At 37.7% G+C, this 26,100-nt stretch carries 13 protein-coding genes; all 13 read right to left on the reverse strand.

Going from position 1 to position 26,100, the window contains the following annotated elements; all coding sequences use genetic code 11:
- Window positions 1-306 precede the first annotated feature (306 nt).
- The 13 genes from ACX9NY_RS31520 to ACX9NY_RS31580 all read right to left on the reverse strand — a co-directional run bounded on the left by ACX9NY_RS31520 (window position 307) and on the right by ACX9NY_RS31580 (window position 25,181).
- Entirely contained in the window at window positions 307-1,050 is a 744-nt protein-coding gene (locus ACX9NY_RS31520) for a hypothetical protein (protein WP_472480342.1), read from the reverse strand.
- A complete protein-coding gene (locus ACX9NY_RS31525; RefSeq protein WP_472480344.1) occupies window positions 941-7,252 on the reverse strand; it encodes an ATP-binding protein in 6,312 nt (2,103 codons plus the stop codon). Before ACX9NY_RS31525 ends, ACX9NY_RS31520 begins: the two co-directional genes overlap by 110 nt.
- Before the next feature lie 32 nt (window positions 7,253-7,284).
- On the reverse strand, window positions 7,285-8,208 hold the full coding sequence (locus ACX9NY_RS31530; RefSeq protein ID WP_472480346.1) for an AlbA family DNA-binding domain-containing protein: 924 nt from the start codon (window positions 8,206-8,208) through the stop codon (window positions 7,285-7,287).
- 469 nt (window positions 8,209-8,677) lie between these two features.
- The gene (locus ACX9NY_RS31535; RefSeq protein ID WP_472480348.1) at window positions 8,678-9,277 is read right to left on the reverse strand and encodes a hypothetical protein; all 600 of its coding nucleotides are present in this window, start codon (window positions 9,275-9,277) and stop codon (window positions 8,678-8,680) included.
- Window positions 9,278-9,409: 132 nt separating this feature from the next.
- Window positions 9,410-10,762, reverse strand: coding sequence for an IS4 family transposase (locus ACX9NY_RS31540; protein ID WP_472479483.1), 1,353 nt, complete (start codon window positions 10,760-10,762; stop codon window positions 9,410-9,412).
- Window positions 10,763-10,881: 119 nt separating this feature from the next.
- Complete coding sequence (locus ACX9NY_RS31545) at window positions 10,882-13,923, reverse strand: NACHT domain-containing protein (protein ID WP_472479485.1); 3,042 nt, start codon at window positions 13,921-13,923, stop codon at window positions 10,882-10,884.
- A 455-nt stretch (window positions 13,924-14,378) separates the two neighbouring features.
- Complete coding sequence (locus ACX9NY_RS31550) at window positions 14,379-16,154, reverse strand: hypothetical protein (protein WP_472479487.1); 1,776 nt, start codon at window positions 16,152-16,154, stop codon at window positions 14,379-14,381.
- A 320-nt stretch (window positions 16,155-16,474) separates the two neighbouring features.
- Window positions 16,475-18,067, reverse strand: coding sequence for a TnsD family Tn7-like transposition protein (locus tag ACX9NY_RS31555; RefSeq protein ID WP_472479489.1), 1,593 nt, complete (start codon window positions 18,065-18,067; stop codon window positions 16,475-16,477).
- Between the two features lie 5 nt (window positions 18,068-18,072).
- Window positions 18,073-19,992 (reverse strand): TnsD family Tn7-like transposition protein, encoded by a 1,920-nt coding sequence (locus ACX9NY_RS31560; protein ID WP_472479491.1) that lies wholly within the window; start codon window positions 19,990-19,992, stop codon window positions 18,073-18,075.
- Window positions 19,980-21,728: an ATP-binding protein gene (locus tag ACX9NY_RS31565; RefSeq protein ID WP_472479493.1), complete on the reverse strand. Its 1,749-nt coding sequence runs from the start codon at window positions 21,726-21,728 to the stop codon at window positions 19,980-19,982. Before ACX9NY_RS31565 ends, ACX9NY_RS31560 begins: the two co-directional genes overlap by 13 nt.
- Window positions 21,718-23,874: a Mu transposase C-terminal domain-containing protein gene (locus tag ACX9NY_RS31570; protein WP_472479495.1), complete on the reverse strand. Its 2,157-nt coding sequence runs from the start codon at window positions 23,872-23,874 to the stop codon at window positions 21,718-21,720. Before ACX9NY_RS31570 ends, ACX9NY_RS31565 begins: the two co-directional genes overlap by 11 nt.
- Before the next feature lie 12 nt (window positions 23,875-23,886).
- Window positions 23,887-24,690 (reverse strand): TnsA endonuclease C-terminal domain-containing protein, encoded by an 804-nt coding sequence (locus ACX9NY_RS31575; protein WP_472479497.1) that lies wholly within the window; start codon window positions 24,688-24,690, stop codon window positions 23,887-23,889.
- A gap of 155 nt (window positions 24,691-24,845) precedes the next feature.
- Complete coding sequence (locus ACX9NY_RS31580) at window positions 24,846-25,181, reverse strand: hypothetical protein (RefSeq protein ID WP_472479499.1); 336 nt, start codon at window positions 25,179-25,181, stop codon at window positions 24,846-24,848.
- Between the last annotated feature and the right edge of the window lie 919 nt (window positions 25,182-26,100).

Raw genomic sequence — 26,100 nt, forward strand, 5'->3', positions numbered from 1 at the left:
AAATCGCGTATTATCGCACTTTTTCAGCGTTTTGACTCAAATTACAATGCCATTATAGTTGGTAAATGAAATTATTCCATATTGAAAAGTTACATTATAGTTGGTAAACCCATAATAATACAATTTTTCAATTAAATAAATACGCTAAATTAAGTGCTTCATTGAGAAACGACATACTCATCACTCTTTTAACGAAAACAACATTTTAATCCAATTCTTCAGTAACTGATACTTATATACATCATTATTCGTTACCGATGTGAAATATTTTACAGAGCTTTTAATCAACAGATAAGTTTACTGATATTACTTACTCGCTGTATCCTTACTCATACTCTTAAGTTCATCCCTATACTCACCCAATAACAATTCGTTCAACTCTGAAAAAGACTCTAATTTCCCAATCCTGGATTCTATAATCTTTCGCTTCCTTTCATTTTCTTTTTGCCCTTCTCCCCAAATATCATCAATATCACTATGCAATTCTCGAAATATTAGAGAGAAGTTGTCTTCTTCCTGGAGTACTGCTGAATTTTCTAACCATTCAATTGTAAAATCATCAGTTGCAGCTAAGGCAGCTTGTTCAAAAACATATTTTAGCCACACACGCGTTGCTTCATCAATTCCATCGGCAATATCTAGCCACTTCTGAACTTCTTCCGGGAATTTGTCTGTTGTATCCTCTCTATTTTCAAAGAAGAAATGACGATCATTCTCAGGATCAAGTCGCGCTAGTGTTCGAAGTATAGGATCAAAACTTTCAAATGGCCTTGAACCCCTAGGGAAAGCTGATCTATGATTCCATAATTTTAATATCGTTTCAAAGCAACGTTCTTCTGCCTCTTGTTTCTGAATACCTGAACTATTTTCGGCGATTACAATTTGTTCCGAAATATAGTGCACCATCCAACGAGCAAGAGTATCTACACCGTCATCCAAATTAAGCTCTTTGACTAGCGATTTGCCTAAGTTCATAGTACGTTTCTGTATCTCTGAGTCTTCCATCGGCTGAGAAGATAAATAATTTGCTAAGCGGTGGCTTATACTCATCTGATTCACTCCCTCTCATGTATGGCTTCTGTCTATATCTTCTTTGAATTTGAACTTCAATAATTAATTCACTTTGGAATTCAATACAAAGTCTTTTTAGAAATGAGAGTGATGCTGTTAGTCGATTACCGTTGCGCGCTTCCTCATTTTCATGACTATCATGAATAGGCGCCCAGATTTCGCAAACTATTGATGCTCCACTCTCATCAGCCAAAGTCCATTCTCTCTTCTCATAGTCAGAAGATATCTTCATTCTTTCAGTGATTGAGCTCCCTATTTTATAAGGCGGATAGTCTACTTTAGCAGAATGTGGATCGAACTTTTCCAGACGCTTATATGCTTCTTCTTGATATACCCAACCTTTAAGCTTATGAGAACCAACTTCTATTTCCATTTCATCTTCTTCGTAAGCAGGCAACTTAAAATCATGAGGATTTGAACATGTGCTCAATGCATACAAAAGGGATTGAGCAGTGGCAGATGATACGAGAGAGCTTGCAATGTTGAAACTCTCGGATCTCTCACTATCCCCATCCTCCCAAGATCCGAACACGTTTAGCCATAGTTCTCCGTTTCTTTCAGACAATACACCATCAAGAAAATCATCAGTTGATAACTCTTCGCGCCAATCTGGATTTCTCACTTCATTAATCCAATCCCTTCTATACAGAGGAATAGGATCTCTACGGTCGTATAGCCAATAACCATCAATACGAGTCAATAAGTGCCTGTGTAACCACTCATACCACTCATCTTGGTACCAATCTGAACTGTGAACAACGGGCATCTTCTCCAACAGCCTCGAAGCTACGCCAAGCATGGCATGATATGACAGATAAAAATTATAATTGTCTATTCTTGGATAACTTCCATAGCTATGATAAGTTTGTTGTTGTTCACTAGACGATCTCCACAATGAGTGACGCGGATCATTTTTATACCCACCATCATGTTCCACATTCCATTCGTTAATAACAATATCGGTAACAAGATCCTCCACTTGTTTATTGGAGATACCAAATACTCTCCCTAATGGTTCAAACCAGTAGCTATCAATATCGTACCCATGATGAAAATCTAAACTAGTATCAATCATCTCGTTAGCATGCCAATAACTATCTCGCTTGTCCCAACGGCCATCTAATTCAACCTTATCGAATTGACTCTTCCCCACTTTTTGCAATGATTCAACCACATCTTTCGAATAAGTCCCTGGATGAGCCTTCTCGATATTGAGTGCAATATCAGTTGCATATTTTTCAATAAGCATATGAGGAGAAGATTTTAAGGCATATTTGTAGAACACATTGCTATGACGTAGTAAAATTTGCGGGTTATCCATGGATACTCGAGCAAGTGAAATGAATAAATATAGTCTCGCATGTAAGTTATAGAAAAGAAATTTAGTCGCCCCAAAAAAATCAACATTATCCCTTTCTAACCACTCTATTAATGCATCGATTTCTCCAGTACATTGAGCTTCTGCAAGTCTACGAACGCAATGAACAGCACACCATCTAGTTGAAGATTTTGGAGAACCTAAAGCCGACCAAATAAAACCTGCAAACGCACTATCCATTTGAACTAACGGTAAGAGCGTTTGTGTAAAGGGTCCATCAGCGTAATCAGGATCAATATGAAGTTCAAATCTTGTTAATGCAAAGTCAAGTAAATCAGTTGCTTCCTGTGTCGAGATATGTTTTGAAGCAACGGCTACAAATCCAAAAAATGTACTTGCATGTACCAAATCTCCATGGGTTGCTAGCCCTTCGATTATTCCTTTTTGAATAGAGGGTATGTTTTCCGCTCCTAGATGAAGTCTTCTAGTGAAAAATGAAATTGATCCTCTCTCGAGCAGATACATTGCAAATCTTTTTCCAACGAATTGTAAGATTTGAGACCACTCAATTTTAATACTCATTTTGCGATGCCACTCATCGGGCACTAACCAAAGTGCATTTTCTATATCATAGAAATCAGCTTCATCAACTTTTATAAGCTCATACAAAAATTTCTTCGCTTCACTGTCCGGAATTCGTTTGTAGACTTCACTCCATAAGGAATTGCTGTTTCGCAAAGTCTGAGGAATTCCTTCATAACGTAGGATAGCTTGTCTTAATCCATTAGATGAGACCAAGTCCAAATCATGAAGTAGTTCGCTCCAATCAATTGCGCTTTCTTCCAACTGAACAGGGAGCGAGAAAGTACTTTCACTTTCTTGATTTGAAGCATTAGATTCTTCTTCAATAAACTGGCGATTATAAGCATTAACTTCATCCAACAGATTACTTTGTAAAGAATACTTCTTAGCCGTTTCACTAATTCTCTTCCAAACTTCCCCTTCTACTCCGTTTATCCTTAGTTCTCTAATGACTGAATCAAAAATATACTTCCGGTTTTGATATTCTGTTTCCTTCTCTATACATAGTCTTGAGAAATCCCCTATTTCAAACTCTGTCATAAATGCAGACAGAGACCATGCTACTGCTGGTCCAACATACCCTCTTGTTACAATTTCCTCAGATAAAGCAATTAATTGTTGATTAAACCAACCAACTTCCCGGTCTCTCCATCTACTCAATGCTGCTATTCCAGTTATCGGAGACAATCGAATACAAGTTCTAATAGCCTCGTCTCTGTTCCAATACTTTTCTCGGACAACATTTTCTCCGATAAGCTCTGCACAACGTATAAATCTGTAAGCTAAATCATGAGGTGCAAACTCATCTACTTTTCTTTGGTTAGCTAGAGAAACAACTGCTTCCCATCTCTCGACGATCTCATCACCAAATTTCGAAACAGCATCGATAGCAAAATTGAAATAAACCGCCGCATCATCACGATTTACACTAATTAATGCTCGTGCAAGATCAATGTAGCAGTTTGCCCTTTCCTCTGGGCCAATGTCTGTAGCAGAACGGATTGCTTCATAAGCACTTTCTTCAAAGTCTCGCTTTTGTTCAGCTAAGTGACTTAATCGGAAAGCAGAACGAACTAATTTCAGATAATCAGGAAGATACATTTTTTTATTTTTTATATAATCTTCACAAAAATTTTTAACTGATATTTGACCGGCAAATTGATGAAACATCAAAATGTCACAACATACTCTAGCTATTTCCGTTGGTAAACTATCATAGTCTCTATATCGAATTGATGTTGCTGATCCTGACTTCTTTTTCACTTCCCCTACTTCATTATCAAAATCAAGAATGTCCCCTGCTAAACAGCGTATCCGCAGCACATACCAAGGTAATAATCCTCCAATTACCTCTTTTATTTCCCGTATCTCTTGTTCATCCTTATATTTTCTATTCTGTTGTAGATCCTTTGGAAGCAATTCATTAATATCAAATTCGAGATCTGAAAGTAATACTTTTTTTAATGCCAGGGCACGCATAAAAATTGCACGATCTTTATTATCGTAATCGCTTGTAATAGACCGTGAGGCACTTTGAGGGAAATAATGATTCAGAACCCTGATGATTTTCCCCTTCGGTAATTTGTTTGCTGCGCAAGATTCAAGAAATGAGATAAGAGATTGAAGTGTCGTGTCTTGAAAGGTATTTTGTATTTTTGAAATTCTAGCCCGTTTTGTAGTGAGTAAATCAAGGCAAGAGCAGACTACATCAGAATTGGGAATATGTCCGATATCTAAGAACTCATGTACAAAAGCAATTATTAAATACTGATTACGTGAACCAAGTTTTGCAAACTGCATTGCAGCAGATAGTTCCCCTAGGTCCATAAGCCGTTTAAATAGTTGTCTAGAAACATGATAGATAACCTTCTTCGGTCGCCAACTCATAAGAAATTTGAAGGCCTTCTCTACCCCATGTAAATTAAAATGTGCGTATACGAGTTCCATAATTTCTTCATTTTTTAGTTTTTCATGATGAAATGGAATATCTTCTTCTTTTTTCTTATCTCTATCCTGGAAGTATAGACTTAACCAGTTCTCAGCAGCCCTAAGAAAGCTTCTGGCTTCCCCTCTAAAATTATTGACTGTTGATAACAACGCTGCTGAGTAAACATTCTCTGATCCTCTCCAAGAACCACTAAACAAACGACGAAAAGCAAATTCCTGTACACGTTGTTCATCTTGTAAAGGCGCAATCAGATCAATATTGCTTACAAGAAGTTCGAACTGTCGTTTATCACCGGCTGCTTCTTCACCTGCTCGTAAAGCTAATTTTATTGCCTCAACAAAACTTTCTTGTTTCAACGAAGCCTTAAACGCAAATTGAAGACGAAATACTCGAATATTTCGCTTATCGATGGGATTATCGGGAAGATAATTATCGGATAAAGCTAATTCAACAAGATCGGTGTTCTTCCCTGCTTGTAATAACAGAGAAGGCATAGCAGAAGCGACATATGAATACTCGTTAGCAAATGGTTTAATTTGTTCAATTAAAAACTCTATTTGTTCCTTCGATGCTGCATAAGTTTCCCTAAACCACGTTTCCGTAGGCTCATCTCTAAACTGAACTGAGGAATCAGAAAGCCATAAGGGACGTCCTATATCTGCAACAAAACTTCTTATAGTAGATTCCTCAACATCAGCTGCTCTAGATAGCACCTTCAGAGGAATAAAGGGAGGTAATGTCGCAAGACCAATACATATGGAATCGATTTGTTTTCTGTAGTTATCATGAAGTTTATCTCTTATTGAATCGATTGCTGACATTAATTGTCCTTCAATTTGTTCATCGACAGTGGATCCCATTTTTCCAAGACTGGTGAATACTTCAGTAAGCGTACTACCATTTAAACTTAAGGCATTTGACTGTACACGTGGATTGCCACTGGTAAGCCTATGAAATTCCAATCCATCCTCTATAGATGCTTGGATGTGATAGGACCTTAAATAATCAAAAGACTCTTTCTCCGAAAATGGCTTCAACTCAAGCCTTATGATGTTACTAGGCGGCTGGAGTAAATGTATGCGCTCAGTTCTACAAAGGGCAACTACTTTAACTCCTTCTATTATACGTTCACGGAGAAGCTCATGAGCAAAGCAGTTATCATTAAATTCTGCCGCAGCCATTTCAGCATTATCGGCTGCATCTAATAGGAACACCAGTACTGCCTTGCTATCTGATTTCTTCATAGCAATAACTGCAGTTTCAATTCTATCGAGGAACTTCCTCAATATATCTGTTTCAGATGCACCGGAATTCACTATAAGTGGATCGCAAAGACCTTGTACAGCCAATTCATTAACAATTTGAACAAATGCTTGGCGATGATGATGCCTAAATTCGCTTCGGTTACGATAACGTCCACCACCAAAGCAATCATATACTATACCCAAAGATCCAACAGGTAATGATTTAGCTAGCTGACGAGAAAATGTCGTTTTTCCTACTCCTCCAGGAGCGTGTATGATTATGGGGTCAGATGATTCTAAGATGGTTTTCAACAACTCTTCATGTTGTTCTCTATGTACGAAGGTTTCAAGTTCCTCAAACTCAGCTGGAGCAGGAAAAAGATCACGTTCGGAGGTTATGTTAAATTTCTCTAGTATTTCTTCACGGATAATGTCACCATTGGTACCAGGTAATGCCTTATCGCGAACTAGCCCTGTTATACTCTCTATTTCTGGGTTATCAATGATTCCTGCAACTAACTGAGAGATTTCTACATGAAGTTTATACTTCTGTGTATTGTAGTCCCCTTCACCGTCAACGAATTTTATATAAGAACAGAATCTTTTTAGATCTTCACCGGTTAACTGAGTATATTTTGCTAATGTCTTTATATAATTCAAACTGGATTTTTCACCAGCAGATATTTTCTCAATATTATTTTTAAGATTGTAATTAATCGGCCTGTTTGTAACAATAGCAAAAATGACACCATCAATTTGGGCTGTGGAACCACTCATATCTTGGAATCTCTTTGCGAATCCTTCAAATGTTCCCTTAAGTCCACTAAGATCAAATGGATTATTTTTATGAACCGTAGTGTGTTTTAACTGATAGTATGCTACATCTTGGAATCCATCTTTCGTTAAAGAGTCAGAGTACTCAGCAACATCAATAACATACTCTCCTGCAAGTTTATTCTCCTTAGACCCCTCAATTACAATTCTATTGATTCGAGATTGGGGTGAGATTAATTGCAAACAACGGCGGGCAGCCCATCGATAGTGAAAAACATCACCAGCCCTTGAATATCTAACAAGTTCGTTCTCCATAAACTATCCACCCAACTATTCAGTATTTTTAATTATCTATGCGTCCGAAACTTATGCGGGATCCCCTTCTGCCGTTTCACCTTCCAAAGAAAGTCACCGATTGCAAAAATTTTCGCATTTTTGATATTTACAGAATATTTTTTCTCTCGTGCATCCACTAATAGAAGCTCAAATACGTATTCCTCAGCACATATTCCGTGTTCATCAATATTCAGTCTAAATAGATCTGATGATTCAAAGCCAACCATTAAGTGTCCAACTTTTTCGGTTTTTGGTGGTAACACTAATTTGAAGTCTGCACCTATGAATTTATCCAATCCATATACATGATGCCTTGAGAGTTCTATTCCTTGATCATTGCGGACATATAAGGTGCCACCAATTATCGTAATAGGCAATTCTATTGTATTTGTTAATACAACTTCTATAGAAGCACAACCTTCTGTATCGTGTACGGCATGTAGTGTCTGTTCAAGAAATCTTATTTCAAATTGTCCTTTGTTTAAATACATATAGTCGAAGTCATTTCGTTTAGCTATTGTATTCATACTTCCTTTACGAATTAAGCAAAGTCCCTCTTTCAATCCACTGAAATTCTTTCTCATCATATATGGTTTATTGTCAGTTTCGTAAATCTTAAGAATACCTAACACTAAACCCTTATATTCATATTTGAAATAATCAAATTGTATTTCGGGTTCGATATTATTTAAGACCAACTGCCCATAATTAGATGAGTCTATAAATTCTTTTGGATCAATTCCTTTTATCTCCTTGCCTTCTGGTCGATCCTTGATTCCAATAATAATGAATTTATCTCCATTATGGCGAGAATTGGCCATTGCCATTATATCCATGAGCAAATCCATACTTTTGTCTTTATGGTATTGTCTCTCTTTAAAGTCCAGGAATTCGCACTCATACCCTGATTCAATTAACTCAACAATCTTATCCATAGGCACCTCACTATACCTCTATGTACAACAAACTATATATTTACATCTTCACTGTAAAAATTCGACATCATGCAAGAAAATCCTACTTTATTCACAAAAGTTCTCATGTAGTAAGAACTATAAAGTATTTTGAAAAATTGAGAATTGATCTGCTAGTGTACTTATTCCTCTTCTCATTCACTAAGTAGTAGTTAATAAATAATTTTCATTACTGTTCCCCCTGAAGAAAGAAATGTTCTACAGCTTTCTGGAATGTTCATTTCGATACTTAAATCTCTCTATGAATCATCACTTTTGAACTCAATAAGACGTACAATATATTTTCAAAATTTAAAAAAGGGAGCCCAACTTAATGTCTCGGACTCCCTGTTTGAATATGTTGAAATTTTCAATTCAGTTGTAAAAATTTTAACCATTAAAAAGTTGGAATTTGAATATGAATTCGAATTCATATGTATGTCTCGCCGGTTCAACTTCTTATCGTGGCATCAAAGACATATGAACTAACATGCTTGTTAAATTTAAAAGACAAATTCTCAGCCTGCTGATTAAAAAACTGTTTGGCGTCGTTGATTTGCATATCTGGAGTCGTCTTGAGTCGGATATCAGCAGGATCCTTCCATCCCTCACATAAAAACCACCCTATCAGGTATATGCCGTAGTCACAATGTTGGTTCTCCATGTAACGGCTGACCAATTGTTTCTCCATTGCAGTCTTCAGTGTCCGGTTCCAGCAACCTTTTACTTCTATCAGTAGCGAAATCGTTTCTTTCTGGGTCGTACACAAATCCACTTTAATATCGATCCGCTCTCCCTTTCTCCCTCCTTCGTAATCAGATCGACTTTGTTCCACTTCCCGACTGACGATGATTCCATATTCGAGCAGTTGTTCTGCTAATCGCGTTTTAATTAGATCGGAAAATTCATTTTCCGTTTTTGGAACTTGCCTGTCGTCAATTTTATTCCACATCGTAAAGATGAGCGGATTATCCGAGTGAAGCATTCTCTCGTAGTCCTCCAAAATGTCTTTGACGACTTCAATAAGTTGCTGCCCATTAATTATCGGCATCCTCCTTTTCCCGTGAACCGTCTTTATAATTGCTTCAGGCAGCGGAGGATTCCACGATTTTTTCAAGTAGTCATTGCGTATGAATGACCACACTGATTGCACATGTTCAGAATTCGGCAACTTCTTACTAACTCAACTTTCGCAGCTCAAATCCCCAAACAAACCCTTGATATAGCTGGGTAAACCGGAGATCCAATCCTGTAGTTGACAAAAAACTGCTGTTTTGTTCTTCTTGGTTTTTGCCTGGGTCATTTCGAGAAATAAACTCATGAGCTGCTGAAGAGCGGTCTGGTAATCCAGATCACGGACTTCATCGGCGAAGAGGAAAAAAAGTCCTCCAAGTGTTCGGTCATCACTTGACTGACGCCGTTCGTATTCCATTGCCAAATATCGGCTGAATACAATCGTGGTATGGCTAATCAATTGGTCAAAAGAGCGTCCCTGGAACTCAGTCCCTAGTTTCAAATAGCTTTTGGTGACTTTGAAAAAAGTCTCAATACTCCAGCGCATACCGTAGATTCGTACGATTTCTGCAGCATCCAGCGTGACATCTGTACTCAAAATCGCCAGCCACTCCCGTTTTTTATTCCGGTTGCGCACAAAAACAAGTTTCACGGGCAAACCGCAAGCAGTTTTTACCAGGACGGAGCCTTTAATGTCTCTGGCATTCGATTGGGGAAGGGTTTGAAAGACTTCGCGCAGCGTCAGTCGCTTTCCTTGCACCAGGTAACGTTGCTTCATCTCTTTCACCATGCCGATCACGGGAAGCCCTTTAGAGGTAAGCTGACGAAGTAGCGGCGCTTGTGTAAACCAGCTATCCATAAGCACGTAGTCGGCGGTGAATCCTGCACGTAGCGCCCGATCCAGCAAGGCAACAACCGCATCCGGCTTTCGGGAAAAGGCCTCCATCCGCCGTTTGTATCCATGGCTGCGTTTGGAGAGAGTCGAAGCCATTTCGCACAGGCGATTGGCCAATTTCGCTGAAGACAGCATGACAAAGTCAATCGGAGCGAAGCTAAATCCGTCCGACCAACCTAGGGTTAGCATGGTGTAGCCCTTAGTGAATTTGCCCGTGGAATGGTCAAAAACGCGTGCTAACAACTCTGCTTTTTTACTCCGGTTTCGGCTCAAAACAGAATCGTCGATAATGAACACGCGTACGCGCTGAGAAGAGATAAGCGATTCAAAATGACGCACAACACGAAGACTTAAAGCCTGCAAAAAGCGTCGCCAAGCAAACGAAGCTTGATTTAAAAAACGGTAGACAACATCTTTACCAGGAAGATCTGCTGCACGATCGCTTTCCAGAAGCCGAAACCAGTTCTTTCCTTCGAAAACCAAAGAGAATACGATTTGAAAAATGGCTAAACTGGAAAGACCGAAAGATTTAGAAATACCTGATTGCCGTAAGGTTTTTCCAATGTGAAGAGTGGCAAAAAGTTTGGAAAAGCGAGACTGTTCAGACAGGGAATGTTGTTGTAACATAGGGTTACGCACCTTTCTTGTTGGCATGGTAAGCTCGACACTTCCATGATACCAAACAAGCGAGGTGTTTTTTGTCAATACGAGTGAATCTACTGAATTTCCCTTACGCGCTCAAGGGTTTAAGCCATTTTTCTAGGTGCGAAAGTTGAGTTACTAAGAAATTTGATCTGTCTATAGGACTCCTCCGTTTTACGATCCTCCAACTCACGAAGTAACTGTGCCTTTAAATTATTAAATTTATAAGAGTAATCAATTTCGTTAACGTTTAGCCACTCAAACAGCTCGGCAATTGCTTCGGATGACCACCTGTCCTGAAAGGAATAGTTTCGGAATGTTGCTAAATAACGTTCGATGATGCTTTTGCCGTATTCCTTATCTTCTTGCAAGATCGGCCTCAGTAGTGCCCAACCTGCGTCTTCTGAGAAATCCATCATAATTGCCAGTGCCTCTGATGCACGTTCTCTTACTTCTAAGTTGGAAGGGTTCCGTCCTTTGTCTACAAGTGACTCCACGATTTGCTTTATCGTAGGATGACGCTGCTCAAGTAAGATGCTGATGATAAGCCCAAAAGCTTCTAGATCGATCGTTTCTTCCTGCATTAGCGTTAGCAACCGCGAAGCAGTATCCTCGTCCCAACAGTTCACGAGTTGACTGATTACTGTATATCGAGCCCCCCATCCCCAAGATAACTGGCGTACGTAACGAAAAATACCATTTAACGTCTCCACCCGGTGTAGACGATGAAACCACTTGAGGATCTCCATACCATCCATATATTGACTGATTTGTGGCTCGGTGACGGCATCTAAGCATTGATGCACAGCTTCTGGAGACAACGTTTCAAAAAACATCCTTTCATTCATAAAAACAAGCTGAATTGCATCAAGCATGTTCCTTGTGTACCCGTACTGATCTGAGTTTTCTATACTTGCAGAAGGAGTGATAATGAACTGCTTTGCTGCCAGCAGTATACGCGCCCTCAAATCCTCGTTGGCTTGTTTCCAACCTAAGAATTGCGAGAAATCACTTGGATCAGAATCTAATAAATTCGTCAAATCAAAAGGATCTAATTGTTTTATTAATGTGTCCCAGGCATTGGTTTGTCCACTTTCCATCCGATCTAATAGTTCCAGTGCTGCCTCTTGCTGAAAAACTGGCGGGGTAGGCGACCATTTTTCAGGTTTTTCAGTGAACTGTTCCTTTTCAGGCTTACTCGCGCACTTCAGGAAATTGTTTTCTCTTAAGCTGTCCTCTAGCCTCACAATACGTTTCTTCAACTCTTCTTCGCTTTCGTCAAATTTACTGAGAAATACTTTGTACACTTCCAAATAGACAGAGGATGAATTCTTCCGATTCACATATTCGGGTGAATCAAGTATCGTATCACTAAGAATTACTAGTTGTTCCGAGCATAATGATTGGACAATTGAACGAATATGCTCGGAAACAGTGTCTTCTCGAACGTATAAGTCGAGCATGTATTCCAATAATTCCATTAATGTCAGATGATTCGGATACAATCTTTTTAACAGGGGAAAGCACATATGATCGTACCGATAGGTATAGTTATCAAGAAAAAACTTCATCGGCCGCAACTGCTCATCTAGACATAATTTATACAGGACGGGGAATACATCGTCTAGCAAGTCTCCATCCCAGTCGTGGAAACAATCAAGTATCGTACTTATCGTCTCGGTCATATCGCTGTAATAGACAAAATTCAGAGCACATCTTTTAGCCAAATCCGAACTTGCCGGATCGCTAAGACAATGGTTTACGATATCTATGATTTCTGGAATCCTAAGCTCTTTAATGAGATCACTATCCCAATAATGCCTGGAGTAATCCGGATCCGACTTGTTGAACACCGACAAAACGAATTTTTTCTTTGTATCAACTGTTAACTGAAACCGATCGAAAAGAAACAGAAGCTCCGGCTGTTTGTCAACAAGTTCATTCAGAAAAGACTCATTAAATTCACCGAGCCAGGCTGCTGTTTGATGAAGTTGAGGAACGAATTGGCCTTCAAAATCGCCGGGGTGCATAAAAAAATGTAGTAGTTGCTTTGTCTTCACTCCACTAGCATTCAAATAATAGGCGGCTAAAAACTCTTCATACGATTTGTGGGCCCACGTTAACTGCTCGGGTCCGTTATCGACGAATAGCCCTGTAGTCAGTACTTCATTCCAATCGGCTTCAGTAATCACTCTCGTGTCATATTCGCTCTGTACGTCCCGTAATTGGATGGTGCCGATCTGGTGCGCTCCTCCTTCCAAGCCAGTGTGAATGATATGTCGGTTCGTCAACATACAAACCGCTGCCAGCTTCGCTGCGTATTCCAGTTTTTGCGCCACGGATAGTCGCCCAGCAATAAACCTCTTTGCTCTTCGATCCGGGTTTACTTCCTCACAAAGCTTATAACAACCTCGATCGTATAGCTCCTTCTTGACTATCGGCTGATCGTTCCAGGTATTCAGAAGCATGTGCAGCGTAACTGGTCGGCTAGCTAACGCTTCAATTCGATGCTTTTTCACTTGAGAAACAAATGTTTGAGACGCATGCTCGTGATTAATGCTAGCTTCTTTCACGTCTTTCTCCCTGAGCGGCGCAAGTCTATAAAAATGGACGTTGCCTTTTGAGAACTTACACTCCAGATTATATTCCAAGCCACTCGGAAACGCCCCAGTTCTGCAAGCGATTCGGAGGTATAGTCTGGAAACGTCCAGTTGATCCAAAATGTCTTCCAACAAATTGCATAGAACTTGTAGTTGCATGAATCCTTCATCAAAGCTGTCAAACACCAAATATAATTTACTGTTCTGCTCTTGCTTCCACTCCGCATACTTTTCGTTGTTCATGATGCTGTTGTTTAAGAATTGGTCGGTGGTAATCTTTTTTAGATCTACGAAAATTACGTATGAATTTGTATTTTCTAACTGATCTTTCATTTCAGCGAAAACGGTGCTTTTACCGCTGCCTGGCTCACCCAGCAAAATTAGACATTGCTGGTCCTGCAGTTCTGATAACGTCACCAGTTCAGGATGTTGCTGTGCCGTAAAGCTCTCATCTGGGTCAACTAGAAAACCGTCATGCAAAAAAGAGTTGGGATCTATTCCTCTTGGATAACAATAACGGGTCCAATTATATTGAGTCGTGCTCATAGTAACTCCTTTTTCATATCCATATTCTCAATCATCATGCTGAGTTTGTATTTCGACAAAAAAATGCTATCTACCTTCAAAAGACAACAAAAAGAAAACCTTGTTCCGCAAGGTTTCTTTTTGTTTAGTATGGTGAATCAAAAAGGAGCAAATGTGGGTGTATCTTATAGGACTAATCCAAGTATTGAATTGAAATCAATGAAAGACATCGCTTATAAATATAATCATGGTGTCGAATTCTAAAAGTTATTTATGATTTAGTAATTTCGAAATATTCATTCTCAAATAGATCCTTATAATGAGCTTTTTGACCACTCATATCTCTAATAGTCTTACTTACCGGATGACTTATCGTGATCAGGACCATTATTTTGTTTTGACATTATTTATTTACTGATTCTTTTGATCTAACAGTTACCAATGTCACATATAAGTTATATTATAATTAAATCACTTCATTGCGCATCAATGTAAGCTTCACAACCATCACAAAGTCCGTCCTCTTCTTGGTTTAGAGTTTTATCGCATCTCATGCAAAACCCTAGTGTATTTACTTTTCCACAATTAAGGCATTCTCCGGTCTTATATCTTAACGTACTTTCTACGTCTGAATCCTCATCGCTGAAATAAACCGAATAGGATTCACAATAACGACAAGGTACACTAGCGATTTGATCTTCTGTGATTTCTGGAAAATCTGAAGATACCAAAGATGATATGTACTTTTCCATTTTAGATAATCCAGATGTGACCTCCCAGTGATCTTGAACTAAAGGCATATAAATTGTTTGCTCGTCATTATACTCTGCTTCTCCATTCGTATAATATATATCAAACATTTCCTCTTTATCATTCGTTATCACTTGAAAAGATATTGTACTTAGTTCCCCTGTAGATGAATTAATATCGGGAAAAACCCTCACTTTTATATCATCTCTTGTTATATTATGCTCAATTATGAAGATAGTGGCTTCCTCTTTAAGAGTAGTCTCAAAATATGAGATCTCCAAATCAGAGCGATAATAAAACATGTCTCTTAGGTGATCAAAAATGGTACTTAGATGTTCATGGAATTCAAAAATAATCTCACTCTCATCAAGAATACGAATACCAGTTGCTTCTTCTATATTATCTCTCCAATCATCAGCTTGTTGTCTTTCCATCACTTCTGCCTCAAATCTTATTTCTTCCATATAACTTGCTGCTTCGGTCTCCGTGTATGCATCAAACTTCTCCTCGGCTTCTGCAATCAATTTTTCGAGCTCATTCATGCTTTTATTGAACTTATCCCTTAATCTTAAATCTATAAGTTTATTATGAGCTACATGATTACGATCTGTCTTAAACTCGCTCCATAGACCACTAAATTTTCTGAAATCACACGAAAACCATGGAAGAAAATAATCTTCCCAAAAATTCTTATCTACTTCCATTTGTTCTTTCAATTCCCCTATTAATCTAGGATGTAATTTATCAATTGATTTAGTGTTAAAGAAGATACTGTTCATTAGGTTTTGGAAAATAAAAAGCCTTTCTTTTTCGTCTCGAGAAAAAACATTTATCGGTTCAACGGAATCTTCAAACGGATCCAAACTATCAGGATCGCGAAAGATGCTATTTTTCTTCATCTTATATGTCTTAAAACTCAAAATACTAATTAAATCACCTGTATCGATAGACATTAGGTTTGTATGTATATTGTCAAAACTAGGGGTTCGACGTCTATATTGGTCATTTCTTTCGTTATATTTATTGATCAAGTCAGCTGGCATATACTGCTCCCACCAGTCCCCACCGAGCTCAAAGAACATTATACTGTTTATTAGTCTTCTCAGAGAATTCTCTACATTATGTACTTTCTTATATAATTCTTCGGCAAAATGTTCAGATTGAGTATCCTCCAACCAAACACATTGCTCCCAGTCATCAATCATCTCATCTTTAATTTTTATTTTTAAATCATGTAATTCAAGATTCGATGGATCTTTAGATGGAAGAATAACATCTACTTTAAGTTGGATGGTTTCATAAGTAGCAAGGACAGTAAAGTTAACAAATAAATCCGTTTGCTTGTATTCAAAAGTCGCTTTACGTATTGTCTCTTTATTTGAATAGAACTCTAAACTATTTGAATTCAAATCTAATTTCACTTTTTCCATAATTTGTTCTGTATAGGAATAAAAATCAAAGCTCCTGCTGTTTTTCTTATTAATCATTACAAACTTTATCATCAGCTAGTTCTCCTTTTGAAAATATCCAAAATGATTATTTTAATCATCATCACAAAACTTTAATTTTCTCTTACAAACATCGCATTCTACTTGAATCACAAGACCAATGGCTGTGGGAATAAAAGTGTACGAGAACTTTGCCCCTGAAACATCAATAGGTTTACATGAATCCCATTTTTTAATTTGTTCTATCATATCATTTGTTATTTCGAATATCACCTAATTCACACTCCCAATATTGTTATTACCATCTGAGTTTAATTAAAAAACAGATCCAAAACAATACATACACTGCTCATTTAGATTGTTGTAGACTCATATTATCCCATCAAACGCTTACGCTCATGATACTGTTCCATTGTTTCGATTACCTGCTCAAGCTTCGCTCGGCTAAGAGGTAATTTTTCTCGTTTAGTGTGAATCATCGTCGTACAATGAAGCTTTTGTACTATTATTGAACGGGATATCCGACGATTGTATTTTGATTTCAATGTAGTAGCTGTTTTTTCAATATTCTGCGCTAAAATTTCATCTCTTTTTTTCCAATCTACACGCTGGTATGGCACTCTCTTATCATCATAATTTTCCCTTTGACGCTTAGGTTTGTGACGAATACTTCTATTAGTACTTGAACAATTCTTAGCTGACTCTGAATAATTCAAGTATTTTTTGACGGTTCCGGGATCAACCCCCAATCTTCTCGCCTTTTCTCGTAAGCTCAAAACAGGATTTAAAGATAATTCATTTAACTTCTCCATCCAAACGGCACCTAGCTGCTTAATTCTTCCAACTCGGAAAATATCGTTTTCAGTTTGATCCGGCCCTCTAAGTGAGTATATAAAACCACAGCTACACTGGAACGTACCAACAGGTTTGGAGGTATCCGAACACCTTGTCACACGGACAGACTCAATTACTTTGCTCCCAAAGTGGGATGCTGCTTTGTTTAAGCAGGGCCATGGACCATTACCAAAAGCATTAGCCTTACTGTACTGTTTCTTCTCCACTAGGTCCCTAGTATTCATATCTAAAAAATACTGCATTAGAATATGCCTTAAAGGATGTGTTGCATGCCGAGGTTTCCTCAACATTTTGTGCAGCCATGTACACTGGCTACCTATATCTAGAGGGCTGCCTAGATTTCTAAGATAAGTCGAACCATAGAAGGAATTCAACTGGGGAATAAGATCCATAAATCTGATGTTTCCTCCAGTAGTTAGAAATCCCATCTCTTGAAGCTTGTATAAGTAGTATTTTCTGACTGCTCCAAGCCCCAGTGGCTCATAAGTCGTTGTAAGAAGATCAATAGATCTTTGAGCAATATTAACTTCCTTATTACTTCCCTCGAGAGCGAGCGGAATATTTTCTGGAAGTATAGATTGTAATGTTATAAACTCATGTTTCTTTCCTTTTTGTGCATAGTGAATCGAAGACTCTATAAGGTAGCACTGATGTTCAACACATACCGAAACACCAGTTAGTTGATGAGAACGATGCCAGTAAGCAACACCAACCTTTAAACGATCCGCTAAAGCACATTGGCCACAGTATCTAAGAAAAAGGGGCCTCTCTACTCCGCTTGGAGGTAGTCCTAACCACATATAAATAGGTTGACAATTGGAGTGAACCAACGTATAAAATATTCGATTAAATCGAGCTTCTTGAATAAAGGGACGATAATATGGAATTAGCGTGTGATGCTCCAATAAATACACAATAGGTATTGCCCTCCCTGGTATGTGAGTGTTTAAAGCATGAAGATAACCAGAGTAAGCCGTTATAGCAGACACATTTGAATTAGAAAATAGATCTGATAATGTTTTTCTATTGTTTTCATTTCCAGAATTGACATGGTACCTAGCAAAAACGCTGTATAATAATTCATCCGGTAAAGGAGTGGGGAAATTTATCATTAACTTTAATCCTTTCTACACTTATTTAATCTGTTTTTTACTTCGGCTACAACCCAATCTTGAACCTTTTTTGAACAGTTTTTGTAAAGAGAAAATTTTTTTTGTATAATTTTAAGACTTGGCGTGTCATATTTTGATTGTTGTTTAAACCATTCGATTACCCGATCTATCATACGTAAACCATAAGCATCCATTGTCTCTATATTGGATTCATAAAGGTCCCTAGTACGGGGGAGAATCGATCTGTTGTTAAAATAACGTCTAAATTTTTCCTTGGGAAGCTCTCGAAATAATGCAGAACCAGATATTCTCTCGGCCGGATTTTTACTATACACTTTAGCTATACCCTCCTTCAGTTCTTGGTAGATTTCGTCATCTAATGTCTCCCAGTTTATGGCCTTAGGTAAAGGTTTTCTTTCTGGGAGATGTTCCTCCATCCATTCTTTCTCTCTCTTCATAAGCCAATCATACCTATGGATATTGTACTTTCGAATTTTTGGTCTTGTCGCCTCATGCCCTAACATTCTTATCGCTTCTAATACAGTTTCCTTACATAATGTTATCTTATCTACCGAAGTAGCTGCGGCCTCGAAAAAGCCCATTTCTAAAACCAGTTCCTCTTTAATACCCCCAGGGTAGTTGGATTTCCTTCGACGACCAGTATGCGGTCTGAGATATTTTTGTACTGTGGTTCGGTTTGAAGATAGCCTTTCACCAATTTCTCTAAACGTCATTCCCATATCATAATATTCCTGAGCTTTCTGTATAAACAAAAACCCCCAAGTTTCAATGCTATACCCTCCATTTTCTTCTCCATTTGGTATAGCTTTACGAGTGTAGATAAGACCACAATGAGAACAAGTAAATCTACCTGTTGCCCACTCGTGAACTCTACGTTTAATATCTGTTATAACAAGTTCATTATAGTACTGACAAATTGGATTAAGACAGAGCCAAGGACCGCAGCCGAAAGGCAGCTTTGTTGAATAACTGTCCTTGTTATTTAAAAATCTTTCTACAGAGCCTGATAAAAATCTCATTAGAAGGATGTACACAATGGTAAGACTGCCCATATATCTTTTATCAAACAACCTAGTTATGTTCTTAGTCTCCAGTATTTCATCAGTGAAAATACCTAATTGGGATAAATACAACTCACCATAAAATTTAATGAACTCACTTAGCAAGGTTCTTTTATAAATGTAGTCTCCACGAAAATGCATGTAATTGCGTTTCCCAATGTTAATCATAAATTTGAGGTGCAAAGTATCTATATCCAACTTCCGTTGACTCATTAGCGTGTTAATATCATCTAACAAATCATGATCCGCTTTGATTTTAATAGAGTTCCTATCATTCAAAACATTTTGGTTACATTTGGGGCAGTCGAGATCAAATAGCATCCATGTTGCCTTTTTATCAACAAGAGTTGTTCCACATGCGTTACAAGACGTAAAAAGCTCACTTCCATGGACCATACATTGTTTTAAAAAAACGAACTGATGCATACGATGGAGATAAACGACTTGAAACTGACTAAAATCTTCTAACATACACTCTGGACAGTATCTGCATTCATCACTAATAAACGAGTATAATGCATGTATTTTCAATTCGTTTTTCTCTGAATTTGATCCCATTCCTCTCCAAACACCCTCCTGTTTTTTTCTTGAGAGAAAGGGGCTTATAAATGGGTAAAAACTATGTTTAAGAATAATATGCTCTGCAAAATCATCCTCAAAACCTAGATCTGTTACTATACTATCTAGGTTTTGAGGATAAATGATTCTATTAGGTACTGATTTACCTAAAAGTTCTTTTTTACTAAGCTCGAACGTTTTGGCCGATTGTAAATTATACCGGTGGACGATACTTCGGAAATCTTCATCCATATAGGTGGATGGAAAATAAACTATCTTCCCCATCTAACGTCCCCCTCAGTTTCAAATTCAATAAACTCAGTAAAGTCAGCAACAAGTCCAGCTAGCTTGAGAGCCTCTTCATTGGTTTTCTTTTGTTTATTGGCCTCATACGAAATGGAACGTATATCATCTGTCTCTAAGATTTCTTTGGTTTTCAAACTGGTTTTACGAAGCTTATTTGGTAAGATCGGCTCAACCTGCTCTTCAGTTGCTGAGTCTTTATCTGCGAGTACTTTTTGGGCGACCAGCGAATACAGGAGTTCTACATCGACTTTTACATTTCTATTCTCTAATTCAATTTGTTCTGAAAAAGCTATCGCTTTCTCAGAAGTAGTCCCCATCTTCATAGCAAAAGTACATAATTGGTCAATTAATACTTTTCGATTATTTTGGATTAAAATTAACTTATGCTCTTCAGAAAGTTGCCCATCAATCGTTATTCGATGCTGAGCATCCATGATATACTTTTTGAAAACAATCCAGTCTGGTTTCAAATCTTCATACTCAGCTGGGTCAATTTCCTCACCTTCCCGTATACGTTCGAATATAGGTTGAACAAGTCGGAAAGTCTTACTTGCTACGGACTCAAGCATCTCTAGAGTGATCGATTCTGTTTCCTCATACAAGATTACATGACACTGAATATGCATAAATAATTTTACTGCAAAATCAGGAATTCCCAATGTATGATAATACAACGCTGCTTTTAAATCAGGTGTGAGAGGAGTGAATTTTTTAGTATACTGCAGATCCCATAGCCCTTCGACAAACAATTCCCATTCTAATCCATCTTTCATACGATCTGTAATGTTCTCAGCATAACCATCCGGTATACCCCTTCTAGTGTTCGCCAAAGAATTTTTAAACAGGTACAACGCTTTAAATGTCCCAATCATAATGATGGGTATCCCGATAGAATTGGTAAGTTCGGTGATAAAATCAATCATTTTTGCCTCTCCACCAGAATGTCCTTTATGAATTCGTTGGATTTCGTCAATAACAAGCACACCTAAATTAATTTGGCCAGCTACTTTTGACATTCTTTTCGCTAGCACCTCAGCTCGACCATCCTTCTCTGCCAGATCCTCGTAATAAGAAGTGCCTAAGAGTTTATCTACAGCAAAATAGAAATTTCGACAAAGTGCACCCACAGATTTATTACTGGGGCATTCGATGTGAAGCCAAAGTACCTGCTTGCAGGCTAGATAATCTGATTTGTACCTGGTATGGTGAATTACTTGAGGTATTAAACTCAGAACTCTCTCGTAGGATTTGGATTTCCCCATTCCACTCAACCCTATATCAGCCATCTGTTGAGCTGTTTGGACATTACCCATTAAATTTTCTCCATATTCATTGGTTCCAGCGGACAATATTTTATCTAATCCAATGGAAAGTTGTCTTTGGTACATGGGACTAATGGGATTTCTAGATTGATACCCAATCTTAATCATCGTATACAGGTTCCTATATTTTTCAAAATGTGATACCATCGGTTGCCAATACATCGGTTTAATTTGTTGCACAAGTTCTACTCGTTCTTCATCATCAAGTTGAGATAGGTCACCTGTAAATCGGGGTACTGAATATAACAGTTGATAAAGTTGCTCTTGCTTTAACCTTGGAGGAATAGCTTCTATGAAAGGATTGTTTTGATATGCATCTATAATTTGTGGATAATACTCTGCCTCTATTTGTCTTCCTTTAAGATATACATAACGATCCGAATCATTGTTCATCCGGTAACCGCCTCTCTTTACTTTTACTTAAAAGAAAAAGTTGCATTTTACTTAAAGGGGGATTGGAAGTATAAGATTCCTGTAACGTTGATTTAGATTCAGTACATGTGAAAATCTTTTCATCCGTTTGACGTCGGGCAGTCCAAGAAGTCTCACTACCAGTAATACGAGACTCTAGTTTTCTTTTAGCCCGTTTGTTTTTATATTTATTAGACTTAGGCAGTCCCTTTTGTCTCTCATTCATTTTTTCTCTTTCTAACTTGGTCAAATATTTAGCAGCAGCATCTAATTCGGACTCAATTTGGTAACGCTCGTTTTTTGCAATTTGTAATTTTTTCTTTTTGAAATTTAGTATAGATTTCACATCATCAATATGCATTCCTTCATATTCCTTAAATTTTGCCGTTAGACTGCATTGCACAATAGAGCCATTTTTGAGTCGAATGAAAATACTACTGGAGTTTCTAGGATCGTAGCTAACTTCAATTTGATGTTTACCCTCTATTTGTTCATCTTCGAACCAACCTTCCTTAACCCCAAGCTCACATGCATAATTTAGTTGATTCACATTAATTCCTCGTCTTGTTACAACTCCCTTTTCTTTAGGTAAGAGAACATATCGAATCAGCTCTCGAGGTTCTTCATGGAGTAAGCTTCGCTTTGCTCCCCAATTCCACATGGAAATTGGTGTTAAATCCACATTATCTCTAGCCATTTCACTGGTTACTAGAAAATCGTCACTAAGTGCTTTGCGATTATACTCCAGCACAAATAAAATAACGATCTTGGTAAATACCTCGAAGGTATAGACACTCTTTTTGGAAGGATCAAGTTCCCCTCTTTCACGATGTTCCTTATGGACCGCTCCCGGTATCAGTTCTTTCACACGTCCACAAAAGTTTCTGAATTGCTGTTCGATATACGGTTTCAGATCTGCTCGGTACGAAGGAGGATTAGCTAAGCGAACATTTAAATTCACTAAATTATTCGAATTCTTGCTCTTCATCTCTCCACGATCCCCAACCATCTTTTGAGGAAGATGTTTAGATGGCCAATCCTCTTCATGAATGCTCACTCCATATTTAGCACAGAACTCCACCTTATCCGTAGAGGCATTTTCTAACGCCATCATACTTTCTACCCAGGAATTCGTTTTAGATATATGCATTCCCGTAATTAAACGACTCATTACATCTTTGACAAAATAAACATGTGGTCTCCCAATGACTGTAAGATAATCTGAAGAAAGTAAAAGCACATCAGCAGGTGTAGAATCCGTTTCATATAATGCTCCCGGATTATGAATTTCCTCAGTAGGTGAACCCAGTAAAGCTCTCGCTCTTATCTCTGCTTTTCGGTTCCCTACTTTAGCGGCCAAACGACTTTTTTTGTTATACTCTTTTTGATACCAATATCTGAATTGCTTTATTGATGGACAATTAGTCATATTTATAATAGGGACCTTAACCTCATGCTTTCTATAGAATCCTTCATTATAATGCTCTTCGCACATATGTTTGTGCGTAGCAGTTAAATTCATTTTCAATGCCGAATGATATTTTTGTATAGCAGACTTAAATATTTCTTTATCTTTAGCTGTCACAATAAAGTTGTGGTCTTCTGTTTTTGGCCCTGTTTTTATGTTTATTTTCCTCTTGTCTCCAGTGACCCCTACATCGGTATAGTCATGTAATAAACCATTAATTGATTTCCCATAGAACCAATACTTTTTCAGTAGTAAATATATTGTTTTCTGTGGTTTTCCTGTTCGATCTGATTCACTTCTAATTAACTTCCCCCTTGATTCGCTCCAGAAAATTTCTGGTTCTTTATTAGCAATGGATTTTATTAAGTCAAATTTCTGGTCTCTCTCAGCTCCATATTTGTTTAAATACTCATCAGTAGGATTTAAAAACAATAGATCCGGTTCATAAGAGGAAATATTGGCTTCCTCCATCTCAAGTAAACGAAGCAGTTCTCCATAATCTCGAAAATAGGGTAATTGTAATTTACGCTTATCATCTATGTTTACTAATACCACGTATGATTGATCAGGAGAAATCCAGAGAACCCGTTCAAGCGAGATCTCCTCATGGTCATCCGAGATATACTTTTGAAAAGCAACAACAGAGTTAATATAAATCACGATTTACACCACCTATTTACTTTTTGAACGTTCAATTTGAAGAGGAGCACTCTCTCGTATCGGTTCCATCATTGAAGTTATCCATTGCTTATTAGCTAACATGTGTTTTATCATAAACATCGATGTCCCAGGTTCTACACCCAGTTGATTATCAGAGTTAAGACACTTTTTGCTTATCGACATTGTCCGACTGAGAGATTGAAGTTTATACAGTAGAGGTTCTGCTAACATGTTAACCACTTCAAGATCCATACCCGGCCTACCTTCCAATCGCTTCGCGTCGTATAACCAATCAATGTTTCGTATGAATGAAATAGGCCTCCCAACATCAAAAACAACTTTCCACTCTAAATTCAACTCTTTATAGTACTGGCGCTCAATCTCGAATAGTTCCAAAGTTCTTTTGTTCAGTTTATTAATAGGTTTGATGGTACGTGGATGCTCCTGAAGCTCACCATGTACACTCATCGTAGTAAGCATAAAATCAGTGGACATAACTACATCCTCTCCTTTATCTTGAGGATGTTTGATATTCAGCCTAGCTGCAATTTTCTGAGTAGCTTCAATGGGTGTTAGAGGGTATTGCTCCCTAATATCTACGACTTGATCAGACCAATCCTGAACAAGTAAATACTGATATTCATAATTTGAGAGTGTGTGATGTATCCGATTAGAGTGCCACCCTAAAGTACGGGTAAGCCATCCCTCTGAAGCTACTTTATTGTCATTCGCTTTGATGAAAGGAACATACTGTTCACCTCTACCTTGCCCTCGTCCATCCTTCAATCGATTAACGTGAGTCTTATTAACTGACAATTCTCACACTCTCCTTAAAAAAAGACACATAACTTTGATGTTATGTGTCCCTCTAATGGTGTATATTTTCCTCATCATATCACAGATAAATAGAATTTTTAACTCTTTTTGTAAAAACTTGTCTAATAGGCAAGTTAGATATATTCTCCTCACATCTACAGCTTGTTACGATCCTTTCTCTGTCTTTTTCTTCGTGGCATCCTCTTGAGTTGTTGCATTTGTGTAAAGTATGCCTCCCTATTCTTTGTATTGATTTCTACATCGTGGATACGACTACAAATAATATCTGGTTTGTTTTGATTAGGTCTTAGAATCAGTTTGTCTTCATGTACATTGTATTTAGAAATAGTTATCATCCAACCCCTAATCATCGCTTTCTCGTACCAGCGTTCCTTCAAGGCTTCTCTACAAGAGTAGTATTGATCTCGGAAACAAATCCCTTGTATTGTGACTAATGCGAACTGTTCCTGGTCCACAACTCTAACATCCATCCTTCATCCTCCCCTATCCTTTATTACTATCTTTATATCCGTATTCGGATAATCTATACAAAGTTATCGCTATATCAATTAAAGTGTTTTATTTCGCTTTCATCCCAACAGTAATTTTTATATTATCTTCCTCCGATATGGTATATAAAGGAGAGTTGATAGAGATGTATAGACACTCAGTTCAAGATCAAAAATTAAAAAAAGAATTGTACAAGATTTGCTTCGAAGTTGTTACATTGCAAAATAAGCTACTCAATAAGCGTGCAAAATGGTTTGAAGGTATTTTTATACTCTCACTAGCAGCTGGTATTATTTTTCTCATCGTTTCTGGGGGTTTAATAGCTTTTTCGAACACGGATCTAAGCCCTATGTACGGAATAACTTTGGTTGTTTTATTGGTTATTTCTTTTTGTTGTATGTTAGCTATAATTTCGTCTTCTCGTATACATATCAAATCACAGTACAAGGATTGCTTTTATGATTGGTAAGAGTAAAATTAAGCTGGATCGAGAGGTACTCTTCTCTATTCGATGTGATCAAGTTTACTATTATCTGAAGAACAATGATTACGATTATAATGCACTAGATGATCTCATTGCTTACTATTCCATTGAAGGGGAAACAATAAAAAAAATGGATGGGTTCCTTTTGCTATTTTTACAGCTTTCATCTTTCCCTTCTGGAATGAAACAGTAAGCAAATACCTAAATTGGACAGAACTTGATCAAATTGTTCCTTTAGTTTTGTTTGCTATTCTCCTTCCTATGCGGATTTGGGTGTGGAGACAAAATGCATATGATCTGTCCTCTGTTTCAGTTCATTCGGAAGGTAATGATAGAACTTGTGCAGAGCGCTGTTTACTTCATTATCAAACGGAAGATAGCGATAGTTCTTCAATGATTGTCCAGCAAGTAATAAT

Source organism: Paenibacillus sp. CB74 (genome assembly GCF_055687625.1).

Coding starts and splice junctions, on each gene's coding strand:
- ACX9NY_RS31525 (WP_472480344.1), bottom strand. CDS start 7,252: ATGGAGAACGAACTTGTTAGATATTCAAGGGCTGGTGATGTTTTTCAC.
- ACX9NY_RS31535 (WP_472480348.1), bottom strand. CDS start 9,277: ATGCCGATAATTAATGGGCAGCAACTTATTGAAGTCGTCAAAGACATT.
- ACX9NY_RS31540 (WP_472479483.1), bottom strand. CDS start 10,762: ATGTTACAACAACATTCCCTGTCTGAACAGTCTCGCTTTTCCAAACTT.
- ACX9NY_RS31580 (WP_472479499.1), bottom strand. CDS start 25,181: ATGGATGTTAGAGTTGTGGACCAGGAACAGTTCGCATTAGTCACAATA.
- ACX9NY_RS31530 (WP_472480346.1), bottom strand. CDS start 8,208: ATGGATAAGATTGTTGAGTTAATTGAATCAGGGTATGAGTGCGAATTC.
- ACX9NY_RS31520 (WP_472480342.1), bottom strand. CDS start 1,050: ATGAGTATAAGCCACCGCTTAGCAAATTATTTATCTTCTCAGCCGATG.
- ACX9NY_RS31555 (WP_472479489.1), bottom strand. CDS start 18,067: ATGATAAATTTCCCCACTCCTTTACCGGATGAATTATTATACAGCGTT.
- ACX9NY_RS31545 (WP_472479485.1), bottom strand. CDS start 13,923: ATGAGCACGACTCAATATAATTGGACCCGTTATTGTTATCCAAGAGGA.
- ACX9NY_RS31565 (WP_472479493.1), bottom strand. CDS start 21,728: ATGAACAATGATTCGGATCGTTATGTATATCTTAAAGGAAGACAAATA.
- ACX9NY_RS31550 (WP_472479487.1), bottom strand. CDS start 16,154: ATGATAAAGTTTGTAATGATTAATAAGAAAAACAGCAGGAGCTTTGAT.
- ACX9NY_RS31560 (WP_472479491.1), bottom strand. CDS start 19,992: ATGGGGAAGATAGTTTATTTTCCATCCACCTATATGGATGAAGATTTC.